At 65.2% G+C, this 13446-nt stretch carries 13 protein-coding genes; 8 read left to right on the forward strand and 5 right to left on the reverse strand.

From position 1 onward, the window contains the following. Positions 1-5 precede the first annotated feature (5 nt). Positions 6-1613 carry an Asp-tRNA(Asn)/Glu-tRNA(Gln) amidotransferase subunit GatB gene (gatB, locus tag RB2654_RS01315; RefSeq protein ID WP_008327824.1) on the reverse strand — a complete coding sequence of 536 codons (1608 nt, stop codon included), beginning with the start codon at positions 1611-1613 and terminating at the stop codon, positions 6-8. Between the two features lie 340 nt (positions 1614-1953). On the opposite strand from gatB, the gene RB2654_RS22740 reads away from it, so the two are divergent. The 3 genes from RB2654_RS22740 to RB2654_RS01325 all read left to right on the forward strand — a co-directional run bounded on the left by RB2654_RS22740 (position 1954) and on the right by RB2654_RS01325 (position 3466). Beyond that, positions 1954-2133, forward strand: a complete 180-nt coding sequence (locus RB2654_RS22740) for a hypothetical protein (protein WP_154653299.1) — start codon at positions 1954-1956, stop codon at positions 2131-2133. Next, positions 2117-2557, forward strand: coding sequence for a transglycosylase SLT domain-containing protein (locus RB2654_RS01320; RefSeq protein ID WP_008327830.1), 441 nt, complete (start codon positions 2117-2119; stop codon positions 2555-2557). The genes RB2654_RS22740 and RB2654_RS01320 overlap by 17 nt, the downstream gene beginning before the upstream one ends. Before the next feature lie 171 nt (positions 2558-2728). Beyond that, positions 2729-3466: a dienelactone hydrolase family protein gene (locus RB2654_RS01325; RefSeq protein WP_008327832.1), complete on the forward strand. Its 738-nt coding sequence runs from the start codon at positions 2729-2731 to the stop codon at positions 3464-3466. 66 nt (positions 3467-3532) lie between these two features. On the opposite strand, the gene RB2654_RS01330 is transcribed toward RB2654_RS01325, so the two are convergent. The 3 genes from RB2654_RS01330 to pepN are packed head-to-tail and all read right to left on the reverse strand — an operon-like array spanning position 3533 to position 7828. Further along, the gene (locus tag RB2654_RS01330) at positions 3533-4249 is read right to left on the reverse strand and encodes a gamma-glutamylcyclotransferase (RefSeq protein WP_008327833.1); all 717 of its coding nucleotides are present in this window, start codon (positions 4247-4249) and stop codon (positions 3533-3535) included. Then, positions 4246-5265, reverse strand: coding sequence for a hypothetical protein (locus RB2654_RS01335; RefSeq protein ID WP_148912533.1), 1020 nt, complete (start codon positions 5263-5265; stop codon positions 4246-4248). The genes RB2654_RS01330 and RB2654_RS01335 overlap by 4 nt, the downstream gene beginning before the upstream one ends. Before the next feature lie 10 nt (positions 5266-5275). Beyond that, complete coding sequence (gene pepN, locus RB2654_RS01340; protein WP_008327835.1) at positions 5276-7828, reverse strand: aminopeptidase N; 2553 nt, start codon at positions 7826-7828, stop codon at positions 5276-5278. A 113-nt stretch (positions 7829-7941) separates the two neighbouring features. On the opposite strand from pepN, the gene RB2654_RS01345 reads away from it, so the two are divergent. The 3 genes from RB2654_RS01345 to RB2654_RS01355 all read left to right on the forward strand — a co-directional run bounded on the left by RB2654_RS01345 (position 7942) and on the right by RB2654_RS01355 (position 10759). Further along, positions 7942-8139 (forward strand): hypothetical protein, encoded by a 198-nt coding sequence (locus RB2654_RS01345; RefSeq protein ID WP_008327836.1) that lies wholly within the window; start codon positions 7942-7944, stop codon positions 8137-8139. 103 nt (positions 8140-8242) lie between these two features. Further along, a complete protein-coding gene (locus RB2654_RS01350; protein ID WP_008327837.1) occupies positions 8243-8434 on the forward strand; it encodes a hypothetical protein in 192 nt (63 codons plus the stop codon). 171 nt (positions 8435-8605) lie between these two features. Then, the gene (locus tag RB2654_RS01355) at positions 8606-10759 is read left to right on the forward strand and encodes a malate synthase G (protein ID WP_008327838.1); all 2154 of its coding nucleotides are present in this window, start codon (positions 8606-8608) and stop codon (positions 10757-10759) included. A gap of 151 nt (positions 10760-10910) precedes the next feature. On the opposite strand, the gene RB2654_RS01360 is transcribed toward RB2654_RS01355, so the two are convergent. Beyond that, on the reverse strand, positions 10911-11306 hold the full coding sequence (locus RB2654_RS01360) for a (R)-mandelonitrile lyase (RefSeq protein ID WP_008327839.1): 396 nt from the start codon (positions 11304-11306) through the stop codon (positions 10911-10913). Positions 11307-11441: 135 nt separating this feature from the next. Between RB2654_RS01360 and RB2654_RS01365 the strand changes: the two genes are divergently transcribed. Then, positions 11442-12497, forward strand: coding sequence for an alpha/beta fold hydrolase (locus tag RB2654_RS01365; protein WP_008327841.1), 1056 nt, complete (start codon positions 11442-11444; stop codon positions 12495-12497). Between the two features lie 102 nt (positions 12498-12599). After that, on the forward strand, positions 12600-13379 hold the full coding sequence (locus RB2654_RS01370) for a gamma-glutamyl-gamma-aminobutyrate hydrolase family protein (protein ID WP_008327842.1): 780 nt from the start codon (positions 12600-12602) through the stop codon (positions 13377-13379). Positions 13380-13446: the final 67 nt, after the last annotated feature.

Raw genomic sequence — 13446 nt, forward strand, 5'->3', positions numbered from 1 at the left:
CGGGGTCAAAGCCCCAGCTTGGCCGCCACGATCTCGTTCACCGCCTTGGGGTTGGCCTTGCCGCCCGTGGCCTTCATCACCTGACCCACGAACCAGCCTGCGAGTTTCGGGTTCTGCTTGGCCTTTTCGACCTGTTCGGGGTTGGCCGCGATTACCTCGTCCACCGCCGTTTCAATGGCGCCGGTGTCGGTGACCTGCTTCATGCCTTCGGTTTCCACGATCTCTTCCGGGTCGCGGTCCTGCGTATAGGCGATTTCGAACACGTCCTTGCCGATCTTGCCGGAAATGTCGCCCTTCTTGATGAGCGCGACGATCTGGCCAAGGCGGGCCGGGCTGATCGGGCTGTCGGCGATGTCGCGGTCGTCTTTCTTCAGGCGGCCGAACAGCTCGTTGATGACCCAGTTGGCAGAAAGCTTCCCCAAATCTCTTGATTGGATTGACTCAAAATCGCCAACAGGTTTGTCGGACGTAGTGGCGTAAACTGGCGAAAGGGGCAATTCGTCGAGCTTACCGATAGTAGAGCCGACGACCTCTTCGAAGAAGCTCGCGTTGGTGGTGTCCGCCGTCAGCACGCCCGCATCGTATTCGGACAGGCCGAAGTCCTTGACGAACCGCGCCTTTTTCTCGTCCGGCAGCTCGGGAAGCGTGGCTTTGATCCCATCGACCCAGGCCTGTTCGATCTCGAGCGGCAGAAGGTCGGGGCAGGGGAAGTAGCGGTAATCATGCGCCTCTTCCTTGGACCGCATGGAGCGGGTCTCGTTCTTGTCCGGGTCGTAAAGCCTGGTTTCCTGCACAACCTCGCCCCCGTCCTCGACAATGGCGATCTGGCGGCGGGCCTCATAGTCGATGGCGGCCTGAATGAAGCGCATGGAGTTCATGTTCTTGATCTCGCAGCGCGTGCCGAGATGGCTGAAGTCCTGCGTTTCCATGTATTTTTCATACTGACCGGGGCGGCAGACCGACACGTTCACGTCGGCCCGCAGATTGCCGTTCTGCATGTTGCCGTCGCAGGTGCCCAAATAGCGCAGGATCTGGCGCAGCTTGGTGACATAGGCCGCCGCCTCTTCCGGGCCGCGGATGTCGGGGCGGCTGACGATCTCCATCAGCGCGACGCCGGTGCGGTTCAAGTCCACGAAGGACATCGAGGGGTCCATGTCGTGAATCGACTTGCCCGCGTCCTGCTCCAGATGGATGCGCTCGATGCGCACGCGGCGGGCGATGCCCGGTCCCATGTCGACGATGATTTCGCCCTCGCCCACGATCGGGTGGTAAAGCTGCGAAATCTGGTAGCCCTGCGGCAGGTCGGGATAGAAGTAGTTCTTGCGGTCGAAGGCGGAGAACAGGTTGATTTCGGCCTTGAGGCCCAGACCCGTGCGCACCGCCTGTTCGACGCAGAATTCGTTGATGACCGGCAGCATCCCCGGCATGGCGGCATCCACGAAGGCGACGTTGGCGTTGGGTTCCGCGCCGAATTGCGTGGAGGCGCCCGAGAACAGCTTGGCCTTGGACGACACCTGCGCGTGCACCTCCATCCCGATGACGAGTTCCCAGTCCTCGCGCGCACCGGCGATGACGGTGGGTTTCGGGGTCTCGAAGGCAAGATGGTCGAGCATTGCAGGCTCCTAAAACGGTCTATCGACGCCTTCTAGGACAGGGGCGGGGCGGAGACAAGTTCGGCTTGCCGCCGCATAGGTAAAGGGGGGCGGCGCGCGCCGGGACACGGAGAGAATCGGGGGTCTGCGTGGTTCGCCGCGCTCGCGCAAAGGTAAACCGTCCGTGAAATCGAATGGGTCAGTTTAGGGGTCGATTGTGGCGAAATCCCCATATCTGGGGGTCTTCCACAAGTGGAGCGGCGGGAATCTGCCCATTTCCCGTGCAGTCATGGAACCCGGATTGCTGGAACCGCCCAAATCGCGTTTCTCGCGGGAGCCGAAACAATGGACGGAAAGTTACATGGGACTGAAGACCGTACTCATGGGAGGGCTGGCCGCACTCGCACTCACGGGTTGCGCCGAAATGAACATCGAAGAAGTGTTCTCGTCTAAGAGCAACGCCGATGTCGAACTGACGATGCGCTGGGACCATTCGCCGAATGGTGCTGCGTGGACCGCGACACATGAATGCGTTGGATAGCCATGGCACCAACCTGACCGCGATCATTCCGGGTGACATCGACACCTGGTGCCCCGGATACCGCACCGCGAACCTGGACGGACGCAAGGCGTTCTGGACCGGGCTTCTGTCGACGCTGGCCAAGCATGAAAGCACCTGGCGCCAGTCCGCCGTCGGTGGCGGTGGCCGCTGGTTCGGTCTGGTGCAGATCGCACCGTCGACCGCGCGGCTCTACGGCTGCGAGGCCCGGTCGGGCGAGGCGCTGAAGGACGGCAACCTGAACCTGTCCTGCGCCGTGCGTATCATGAACAAGACCGTGGCCCGCGACGGTGTGGTGAGCGCCGGTATGCGCGGCGTGGCCGCCGACTGGGGCCCGTTCCACACCCGCGTCAAACGCGAAGACATGATAAACTGGACCCGCGCTCAGAACTATTGCGCGAGCTGATCCCCGAATAATCGGGCAGTGAAGTCGGGCGCTCACCTGAAACGGGTGGGCGCCCTTTTCGTTCGGATTGCTGCCTGCGGGCGTTTCGACCGTCCGCGCGGCCCCGGGAGTGATCCATATCGCGCCCCCCGCGCGTATGCTCCGCAGAACACTCAAATATGTGGAGGACATATGCGTTTCGTTTCACTCACATTCGCCGCCGCCATGCTGGCCGCGCCCGCCGTTGCCGAAGATGTCGAATACACGGTCGATGGTGAGACCTTCACGGGTTATTTCGCCGCCGCCGACGCGCCCAAGGGCCTCGTCCTGATCGTCCACGATTGGGACGGCATGACCGATTACGAACGGCAGCGTGCCGACATGCTGGCCGAGATGGGCTACGACGCCTTCGCGCTGGATATGTTCGGCGACGACACCCCGACCGAGACGATGGATCACCGCATCGCGGCCACGGGCGCATTGTATCAGGACCGCGACCGGATGCGCAGCTTGATCGAGGCGGGCGTGGCGCAGGCCCGCGCGCAGTCGGACGCGCAGGGCATGGTCGTCGCCGGCTATTGCTTCGGGGGTGCCGTGACGCTTGAAATGGCGCGCAGCGACATGGCGGACATGGCGAACGGGTTCGCGACGTTCCACGGCGGTCTCGGCACGCCCGAGGGCCAGTCGTGGGATGGCGACGAGCCGCCGATCATGGTGTTCCACGGTGGCGCCGATACGTCGATCACGATGGAAGACGTCGCGGGCTTCGCGACCGAGATGGAGGCCGCGGGCAACACCTATACGATCGAGGTCTACTCGAACGCGCCGCACGCCTTCACCGTCTTCGGCTCCGACCGCTATCAGGAACGCGCCGACACGGCGTCGTGGGAGGCGTTCAAGGGCTTCCTGTCCGAAAGCGTTTCGGGCTGACAAGGCACGCCTCGTCGCGTTGCGAAGTGCACGGCCACCCCGACGGGTGGTCGTGCATTTTCATGTTCAGCCGCCGCGCAGCGCCGTGACGCGGGCGAACAGGTCGTCGACATAGGGATCGGACACGTTCAGCGCCGACAGATGCGCGTGCACGTTGTCGAGATAGGCGAAGTTGGTGCCCAGAAGCCCCTCGGCGACGGCGATCATGCGGGCCTGCTCGTCCAGAGGGATACCGGGGCGGATATTCTCTGCCGCGTGGTCGGCGACGAACGACAGGGCCTCGACCGGGCCGTGATCGGTGGACATCATCGACCAGGTCGGCACGTAGCCCTCCGCGATCATCTCGCGCCGGAACAGCACGAAGGTCTCATGCTCGATCCGCTCACGTTCGATCCGGAAGACCAGCCCGTCGCAGCCCGCGCCCGCATCGATGCCCAGCATCAGGCCGGGTTGTTCGGGCGAGCCGCGCCCGCCGTCATCCCACATGCAGAAGGTGCGCGCGAACTCAGGCGCATGGGCGCGGCGCACTTCGGCAAAGATCATCGCGGGGTCCCACATCAGTGAGCCGTAGGCAAAGACCCAGATGTCGTCGTCCAGATGCCCCTCCAGCACCGCGCGGCGGTTCGCCTCGCGCAGGTCATCGGGCGTGCGCCAGTCGGGGTCGCCGCCTGTGGCCAGAACGTGCCTGTGGATCTCGTCCACGTCGAGGTTACGAAAGAACGATTCCTCCGCCGGACGGATCTGGTCGCGCAGACCGGGGTGGTGACGGAACGGGTCGGTCATGGGCCGGGAAGCTCCCCGAACCCGGCGGTGCTGCCGTCGGGATTGACCAGTGTCAGGCGACCCGGATCGCCCCAGAGCGCGGCGGCATGGCAGAACAGCGAATGCCCCCCGACGATGCGCGTCGCGCGCCCGAGGATCGTCAGATCGACCAGCAACCGGGTCAGCCGGGCCGCGCGCACGTCGTCGTTTTCGCTTTCGCTCAGAAACTCGCGATGTGCACGGTCGGGCAGGTCGTCGGGCGACAGGGCCGTGCCGCCTGTCAGGTCGGCCAGCCTTTGCGCGGTCTCGAAATTGTCACTCAGACAGACCGTCTGGCCGTTCCCGGCGGCGCTGGCCCGATCGCGGGCGAGCGCGGCCACCGTTTCGAGGTAGGTGCCGAAGGCCGCGTCGGTGCCTTCGGTGCGCCCGTGGAGATGTTCGCCATTTCCGTGGCGCAGGTGCACGGCGACATAGGCGTCGTGCGGCACGGCGGCTTTGGCGAGTTCGACGATGCGCGGATGCGGGGCGAAGATCGGCGCGATGCGGGGCAGGGACCGGGTCGGCTCCCGCTCCGGCACGACCGAATCCACATAAAGAAGGGCATAGGGGGCAAGCGCCCTTGGCGTCATCGCGTCATCGTCCCATCGGTCGATGAAATCCGCCGTCTTGAGGTCCGGAAACTCGCGCCCGGGGCGCTGGATCGCGTCCTTGCGCCCGACGATGGCGGCGGAGGCTGGCGGATGCGCGTCTCCGGCCAGGGCCGCGTGGATCGGCGCATGGCCGAGCGACACGTCGAAATCGTCGGGCCAAGCCGGGACGAGGTAATTCGAGAAAAAGTCGGCCCCGTCGTCGCCCTTGTCGAACACGGTCCCTTTCGCCGTCACGACAAAGCGCGTGCCGTTCTGCCGGGCGAGCGCGCCGTAGACCGCCGACGAAAACAGCAGATGCCCGATCCCGACCGCCGAGACGGGCCGGTAGATGACCACCTTGTCCGGTTTGTCCGGCTGTGCGGTCCGGCCGAACAAGGACCGGAGCATCCGCATCGCGTCAGGCCCCCCGGATGCGGCTTATCATTTCAGTCGTGTCCCGGCTGAGGCCGGGCGTGGCGAGAATACGGTCGAGCTGATCCGCGATCAGGCTCTGGCGGTCGCCATCGTACCGCTTCCACGTCTCGAACGCGCCGGACATGCGGGCGGTGATCTGCGGATTGATCGGGTCGAGCTTGATGAGCCAGTCGGCAAGCAGGCGGTAGCCCGACCCGTCCTTCTGGTGAAAGCCCGCCGGATGACCCGCGAAGGCACCGAAGACCGAGCGGAAGCGGTTCGGGTTCTTCATGGAGAAGGCCGGGTCCTGCGTCAGTCTCGTCACGGTCTCGGCCGCTTTGTCGGGGTCGGCATGGGCCACCTGAAGCATGAACCACTTGTCCATGACGAGCGCGTCGTCCTGCCATTTGTCGCGGAACGTGGCCAGCGCCGCGTCGGCCTTGCCCGCATTCAGGAGGCAGGCCAGTGCGCCCAGCGAAAGAGTCATGTTGTCGGCCCGGTCGAACAGCGCCTGTGCCGCCTTGCCGCCGTCGAGGCGGGTGAGCATTTGCAGGATGCCATGCCCCAGCGCCCGCTTGCCCGCCTGTTCATGGGTCGGTGCGAAAGGTTCGGTCACCGTCATTTCCGACATGAGCCGGGGCAGCATATCCTGAAAGTATTCGGCGCGCGATTGCTTGAGCGTTTCGGTCGCGTCGTGGATCACGTCCGGGTCCGGGGTGACGCCGGAATCGAACAACGTCTGCGCCATGTCGTCCGCGCTCGGAATGGCGAGGGCGAGGGCGCGGAAGTCGGGGTCGGTGTGATCCTCGCGCAGGACCGAGGCGAGGGCGTCGAAATAGATCGCCTGCGGTGCGTCCTTGCCGGTGATGAGGGCCGTGAGCACTTCCTTGGCGAGCGAACGTCCCGCTTCCCACCGGTTGAACTCGTCCGTGTCGTTGGCGAGCAGGAAGGCGCGTTCCTGCGCGCTCGTCTCGCGCTCGAGGATCACGGGGGCCGAGAAGCCGCGCAGGATCGAGGGCACGGGTTTGGCGGCGAGACCGTCGAAGGTGAAGGTCTGGGTGCCTTCGGTCATTTCAAGCACCTGCGTCGCCACCACTTCGTCCCCGTTGGGGCCGATCAGACCGACCGCGATGGGGATGACGAAGGGTTCCTTCACCTCCTGACCGGGTGTGGGCGGGGTCGTTTGCGTGAAGGTCAGTTGATAGGTGCCGTCGTTCCAATTCTCGCTCACCCGCAGACGCGGCGTGCCCTCCTGCTTGTACCAGCGTTTGAACTGGCCGAGATCGCGCCCGGTCGCATCCTGAAACACCGTGAGCCAGTCGTCGATGGTGCAGGCCTGCCCGTCGTGGCGGTCGAAATAGAGGTCGAGCGCCTTTTTGTAGCCCTCGTCGCCCACGAGCGTCTTGAGCATCCGAATGACCTCGGCGCCCTTTTCGTAGATCGTCGAGGTGTAGAAGTTGTTGATCTCGACGAAGCTGTCGGGCTGCACCTGATGGGCGAGCGGCCCGTTGTCCTCACGGAACTGCCGCCCGCGCAGAGACAGCACGTCGGAGATCCGGCAGACGGACGGGGACCGCATGTCGGCCGAGAAGGATTGATCCCGGAACACCGTCAGCCCTTCTTTCAGCGAAAGCTGGAACCAGTCGCGGCAGGTGATGCGGTTGCCGGTCCAGTTGTGGAAATATTCATGCGCGATGATCGCCTCGATCCGCTCGAAATTCGCGTCGGTCGAGGTTTCGGGCGAACAGAGCACGGCGGAGGTGTTGAAGATGTTCAGCCCCTTGTTCTCCATCGCGCCCATGTTGAAATCGCTGACGGCGACGATCTGGAAAATGTCGAGGTCGTATTCGCGGCCATAGACATCCTCGTCCCACTTCATCGACTTCTTGAGCGCCTCCATCCCGAAAGCCGTCTTGCCCTCATCCCCCGGACGAACCCAGAGCTTCAGGTCAACGTGCTTGCCCGACATGGTGGTGAAGCTGTCCTCGCGCGCGACCAGATCGCCCGCGACCAGCGCGAAGAGATAGGCGGGCTTGGGCCACGGGTCGGTCCATTCCGTCCAGCCGTCGCCGGACCCGGTGGGGTTGCCGTTCGACAGCATCACCGGCTCGTCGCCCTCGATGCGCACCTTGAACGGGGCCATGACGTCGGGACGGTCGGGATACCACGTGATCTTGCGGAAGCCCTCGGCCTCGCACTGGGTGCAATACATGCCGTTGGACATATAAAGCCCTTCGAGCGCGGTGTTGGCGGCGGGGGCGATTTCGACCTCGGCCTCCCACACGAAGGGCGCGTCCGGCACGTCGACCTCGATGCCGCCCTCGACCTCGCGCGGCGTCACCGGGGTTCCGTCGATGCTTGAACTAATGTGCGTAAGCTCCTCGCCATGCAGGAAAAACCGCTTCGATACCGCGTCCGGGTTGGGGCGGAACGCGATGCGGGAGATCACGCGGGTGGCGTTCGGGGACAGCCGGAACGTCAGGTCGACCTGATCCACCAGATAGGTCGGCGGGGTGTAGTCGGTCAGGTAGATCGTCTGCGGGCTCGCGTCTTTCATGGCTCACCTTTTCGGGAGGATTTGAACAGTTTGCGTCGGGGCGACGTTAGTCCCCCAAGAGGCGGGTCACAACCACGTGCCGCCATGAGCCCATTGTCCCGGAGGACAAGACCATGCCGATGCAAAGTGTCAGACCGGAAAGCGATGCACCGCATAGCCCGGCGGACCGCCTCAAACCCATGCTCTACGCAAGTGCGCTCGTGATCGGTGGAGCGGTCGCGACCTATGCCTGGCTCGAAGCCAGCGACACCGATCTGATCGTGTTGCCGGAGGAAAGCCTGAACGCCGGGACGCGATCCCTTACGCCCTAGGCCGCTTGCACGATCAGAGCGTTAACCAGTGCGCGGACAGGTCCGCCGGACAAGGGCCGTGACGGACGCTGGCCGCCTTACCAGAAATAATGGAGAACTTCAGATGTCTGCACCCGATACCAGCCTCGAACGCGAAGAACGCCGCCACGCGCCGGCCCTTGTCGGCATCGCGCTGGCGGTTCTGATCGGTCTCATCATGGGGGCCGCGATCACCTATGCGACCATCGACCGCGCCGATGCGCCCGCGGCGGCGAGCGAAGAGACGACCGACGCGACGGGCACGCCCGTGCAATAACGGGCGCAGCACGCGAACGACCCGTCGCCCCGGCCCGAGGCTGCCCCCTCGGCCGGGGCGACGCCTTTTTCTCAAGCCTTTTCCGACCGCTTGTTGCCTATAGGAAACTTTTTTCCTATTGGTGGCAAAGGGCTATGGCCCAACCCCGAACTCAATTCGTCAGGAGGCGCCATGGAACGGCGGGTGCAGCAATTCGGTCTGAAAATCGCACCGGAAATCGCGTTGTTCGTCGAGGCGCGGGCCTTGCCGGGCACCGGGGTCAAGGTCGACGACTTCTGGCGCGGATTCGCCAAGATCGTCGAGGATCTGACGCCGAAGAACCGGGCGCTTCTGGACAAGCGGGAACAGCTTCAGGGCAAGATCGACGCGTGGCATGTGGCCCACAGGGGTGAAGCCTTCGATGCGCAGGCCTACCGCGCCTTTCTGGAAGAGATCGGCTATCTGCTGCCCGAAGGCGATGATTTCCGGATCGAAACCGCCAATGTGGACCCCGAGATCGCGACGATCGCCGGGCCGCAGCTCGTGGTGCCGATCACCAATGCGCGCTATGCCCTGAACGCGGCCAATGCCCGCTGGGGGTCGCTTTACGACGCGCTTTACGGCACCGACGCGCTGGGCGACGTGCCCATGGGCAAGGGGTATGACCCCGAACGCGGTGCACGGGTGATCGCATGGGTCAAGGCGCATCTCGACGATGTGGCGCCGCTCGCGGGCGGATCATGGGCCGATGTCACGTCGCTCGAAGTGAAGAACCGGATGCTTCTCGTGAACGGTGCCATGGGCGAGACCGGCTTGGCTGATCCGGCCCAGTTCGTCGGATATTCGAGCGAGCTGTGCGACCTTCAGGTGATCCTGCGCGTGAACGGGATGCATCTGGAAATCCTCGTCGATCCGACGTCGGACGTGGGCAAGCAGGACCCGGCGGGGATTTCCGACATCTGGCTGGAAAGCGCCATGTCCGCGATCATGGATTGCGAGGACTCGGTCGCCTGCGTCGATGCCGAGGACAAGGCGCTGGCCTATGACAACTGGCTGGGTCTGATGAAAGGCACGCTGAAGGAGGAGGTCACCAAGGGCGGCGAAACCTTCACCCGCGCGCTCAACCCCGACAGCAGCTACACCACGCCCGATGGGGGAACGCTGACGCTGAAGGGGCGGGCGCTGATGCTCGTGCGTAACGTCGGCCACCTGATGACGAACCCGGCCATTCTGGACGCGAACGGGGACGAGATTTTCGAGGGCATCATGGACGCCATGATGACGACCCTCGCCTCGATGCACGATCTGGAGCGCAAGGCGAATTCGTCCCACGGATCGTTCTACGTGGTGAAGCCCAAGATGCATGGGCCGGAAGAGGTGGCTTTCGCGGACGAACTGTTTACCCGCGTCGAAGAGGTGCTCGGCCTGCCGCGATACACCGTGAAGCTGGGCATCATGGACGAGGAACGGCGGACAAGCGTGAACCTCAAGGCCTGTATCCGCGCCGCGAAACATCGTGTGGCCTTCATCAACACCGGCTTCCTCGACCGGACCGGGGACGAAATCCACACCGCGATGGAAGCGGGCCCGATGATCCGCAAGGGCGAGATGAAGAACACCGACTGGATCCGGGCCTATGAGGAACGCAACGTCGATATCGGGCTGGCCTGCGGGTTGAAGGGCAAGGCGCAGATCGGCAAGGGCATGTGGGCCATGCCGGACCGGATGGCGGACATGCTGGAGGCCAAGATCGGCCATCCGAAAGCGGGCGCCAACTGCGCCTGGGTGCCGTCGCCTACCGCTGCGACCCTGCACGCCACGCATTACCACAAGGTGAACGTGGCCGCCGTGCAGGACGAGATCGCGGCGGGCGGCGCGCGCGGCACGCTGGACGAACTGCTGACCATTCCGGTGGCCGACGGCCAGAACTGGTCGGACGAGGACATTCGCGAAGAGATCGAGAACAACGCTCAGGGCATTCTGGGCTACGTGGTGCGCTGGATCGATCAGGGTGTCGGCTGCTCAAAAGTGCCCGATATTCACGACGTCGGCCTGATGGAGGACCGTGCGACCTGCCGGATCTCGTCGCAGGCGTTGGCGAACTGGCTGCATCACGGTGTGGTCAGTCAGGGCGAAGTGATGGCGGCGATGCGCAAGATGGCCGGTGTCGTGGATCGTCAGAACGCGGGCGATCCGCTTTACCGCCCGATGGCGCCGGATTTCGACGGGATCGCGTTTCAGGCGGCCTGCGACCTCGTCTTCAAGGGGCGCATCCAGCCCTCCGGCTATACCGAGCCGGTGCTGCACCGCAGGCGGCAGGAGTTGAAAGCGTCGCTGACCGGCTGAGGCGATCTGGCGGAGTGCGAGGCGCAGGCGCCTCGCACGCTTTGCAAGCCGCGCCTGAGGGCGCGGCGGTCGGGGGCGCTGCCCCCAAGGTCATGTTTGCCGGGCAAACATGACCACCCCCGAGGTATTTGGAGACCAGAGAAGGACCGGGTCAGCCCGCGTAGTCGGCGTCGCTGACATGTTCGAGCCAGGTCACGGCACTGCCGCCGACGGTTTCCTGAACCGCGATATGGCTCATCCCCGTGTCGGGTCCGGCGCCGTGCCAGTGCTTTTCCCCCGCCTCGAAGCGGACGACATCGCCGGGGCGGATGATTTCCACGGGACCGCCCGCGCGCTGGGCGCGCCCGACACCTTGCGTGACGACGATGGTCTGGCCCGCCGGGTGGGTGTGCCACGCGGTGCGCGCGCCCGGTTCGAAGGTGACCAGTGTGCCGCCGGCGCGGCCCGGGTCTTCGGCGGTGAAGAGCGGGTCCATGCGCACGCGGCCGGTAAACCAGTCGGCGGGACCGATGCGGGACGGGGTTTCGCCTGCGCGGGTGATTTTCATGGGGGCCTCCGTTGCGTTCGCGAGGAGCGTGCCGCGCCGCGCGCCGGCAGGCAACCGCCGTCCTACGTGTTTTTGCGGAGTTGCGGTTCGCGCCGCCGCGCAGGACTGTGTCGCCACATCAGGAGGAGAGACGCCATGACCCAGATCCCGACCATCACCGAGGCGCGCCGCGTGGCGAGCGACCGTTTGGAGACCCGCGTGCTCTTCGCCGGGCCCGAGGATGGCGTGCCGGTGATCTTCGTGCACGGGAACCTGTCGGCGGCGACGTGGTGGGAAGAGACCATGCTGCGTCTGCCCGAGGGATACCGCGCCATCGCCCCGGACCTGCGGGCCTATGGCGAGGCCGACCCGGCGGCCAAGGTGGATGCGACGCGGGGGATGCGCGATTTCTCGGACGATCTGGCGGCGCTGATGGATGCGCTCGGGGTGACGGCCGCGCATATGGTGGGGCATAGCCTGGGCGGTGCGGTGCTCTGGCAGATGCTGGCCGATCATCCGGGGCGCGTGCTGTCGCTCACGCAGGTCTGCCCCGGCGCACCGCAGGGCTTCGGCGGCTGCAAGCTGGACGGCACACCCTGTTTCCCCGACAACGCAGGCTCGGGCGGCGGGGCGGTGAACCCGGACCTGATCGCGCTGATGAAGGCGCAGGACCGGGGCGACGAGACGCCGAACCACATGCGCAATGTGCTCAATGCCTTCGTGTGGAAGCCGCCTTTCGTGCCGGAGCGGATCGAGGATATCCTCACCTCGGCGCTGGCGCAGCATGTGGGCGAGGCCGACTATCCGGGCGACATGGTGACGTCGGACAACTGGCCGGGCGTCGCGCCGGGCAAGCTGGGGCCGATCAACGCGCTGGCCCCGATCCATCAGGCCGATCCGATGGGCTTCACCAAGTCGGGCGCGACGGTGCCGATCCTTTGGCTGAGGGGCGCGGACGATCAGGTGGTCGCGGACGGGTCGCTCTTCGATCTCGGCACGCTGGGCAGCGTCGGCGCGGTGCCGGGCTGGCCGGGGGCCGAAGTGTTCCCGCCGCAGCCGATGATCGCGCAGACCGAGGCGGCGCTCGCGGCCTATGAGGCGGGCGGCGGTCGGGTGGAGCGTGTCGTGCTCGCGGATTGCGGGCATTCGCCCTATCTCGAACAGCCCGCGGCCTTCGATGCGGCGTTCCACGACTTCCTCGCCAGCATGTGACGCAGGCGGCGTGCACAGCCGCTCTGCGGCGGCGCGGCGATCCGCCTCTTTTCCTGCTGGGTCCAAAAGGCTAGGTTTGAATCAAACGCGAACAGGACCAACATGACCCGGCCCAAGATCGGCATCATCGGCAACCAAGGCCTTTTGAACGAGAGCTTCCCCATTCACCTTGGGGGGATCATGAATTCGACGGCGGTGGCCGAGGTTTCGGGGGGCATACCGCTCCTCATTCCGGCCGATCCGGCGCTGGTCAGCGTCGAGGAATTGCTGGAGACCTTCGACGGCTTTCTGCTGACCGGCGGGCGTCCGAACGTGCACCCGGAGGAATACGGCGAGGAGGAGACCGCCGCGCATGGTGCGTTCGACCGCAACCGCGATGCGATCACCCTGCCGCTCGTGCGGGCCTGCGTGGAGGCGGGGCAGCCGTTTCTGGGTGTCTGTCGCGGGTTTCAGGAGGTCAACGTGGCCATGGGCGGCTCGCTCTACCCGGAGATCCGCGATCTTCCGGGCCGGATGAACCACCGGATGCCCCCGGACGGCACGCTGGAAGAGAAGTTCGCGATCCGCCATGCCGTCACCTTCACCGAGGGCGGTGTGTTTCATCAGCTGATGGGTGCGGCGAAGGTCATGACGAACACGCTGCACGGGCAGGGCATCAAGACGCCCGGCGCGCGTGTGGTGATCGACGGCCATGCCGACGACGGCACGCCGGAGGCGATCTACATCAAGGATGCGCCCGGCTTCACGCTCGCCGTGCAATGGCACCCGGAATACAACGCGGCCAACGATCCGGTCTCGCGCCCGCTGTTCGAAGCGTTCGGTGTGGCCGCGCGTGCATGGGCGGATGGCAAGCGGCCGCAGCCGGTGCTGAAAGCGGTCTGACGCGGGACCGGGGCTTTTCGTTTCGTGATCTTGATCCGGCATACGCACGCGCTGCGGCGTGCTGGTT

The organism is Maritimibacter alkaliphilus HTCC2654 (genome assembly GCF_000152805.1).
In the GTDB taxonomy this organism is placed as follows: domain Bacteria; phylum Pseudomonadota; class Alphaproteobacteria; order Rhodobacterales; family Rhodobacteraceae; genus Maritimibacter; species Maritimibacter alkaliphilus.

Excerpts from the sequence above, each read along its gene's own strand:
- RB2654_RS01350 (WP_008327837.1), top strand. The coding sequence starts at position 8,243 with ATGTCTGCACCCGATACCAGCCTCGAACGCGAAGAACGCCGCCACGCG.
- RB2654_RS01345 (WP_008327836.1), top strand. The coding sequence starts at position 7,942 with ATGCCGATGCAAAGTGTCAGACCGGAAAGCGATGCACCGCATAGCCCG.
- RB2654_RS01330 (WP_008327833.1), bottom strand. The coding sequence starts at position 4,249 with ATGACCGACCCGTTCCGTCACCACCCCGGTCTGCGCGACCAGATCCGT.
- RB2654_RS01370 (WP_008327842.1), top strand. The coding sequence starts at position 12,600 with ATGACCCGGCCCAAGATCGGCATCATCGGCAACCAAGGCCTTTTGAAC.
- RB2654_RS01365 (WP_008327841.1), top strand. The coding sequence starts at position 11,442 with ATGACCCAGATCCCGACCATCACCGAGGCGCGCCGCGTGGCGAGCGAC.
- RB2654_RS01355 (WP_008327838.1), top strand. The coding sequence starts at position 8,606 with ATGGAACGGCGGGTGCAGCAATTCGGTCTGAAAATCGCACCGGAAATC.
- pepN (WP_008327835.1), bottom strand. The coding sequence starts at position 7,828 with ATGAAAGACGCGAGCCCGCAGACGATCTACCTGACCGACTACACCCCG.
- RB2654_RS01335 (WP_148912533.1), bottom strand. The coding sequence starts at position 5,265 with ATGCTCCGGTCCTTGTTCGGCCGGACCGCACAGCCGGACAAACCGGAC.
- gatB (WP_008327824.1), bottom strand. The coding sequence starts at position 1,613 with ATGCTCGACCATCTTGCCTTCGAGACCCCGAAACCCACCGTCATCGCC.
- RB2654_RS01325 (WP_008327832.1), top strand. The coding sequence starts at position 2,729 with ATGCGTTTCGTTTCACTCACATTCGCCGCCGCCATGCTGGCCGCGCCC.
- RB2654_RS01320 (WP_008327830.1), top strand. The coding sequence starts at position 2,117 with ATGAATGCGTTGGATAGCCATGGCACCAACCTGACCGCGATCATTCCG.
- RB2654_RS22740 (WP_154653299.1), top strand. The coding sequence starts at position 1,954 with ATGGGACTGAAGACCGTACTCATGGGAGGGCTGGCCGCACTCGCACTC.
- RB2654_RS01360 (WP_008327839.1), bottom strand. The coding sequence starts at position 11,306 with ATGAAAATCACCCGCGCAGGCGAAACCCCGTCCCGCATCGGTCCCGCC.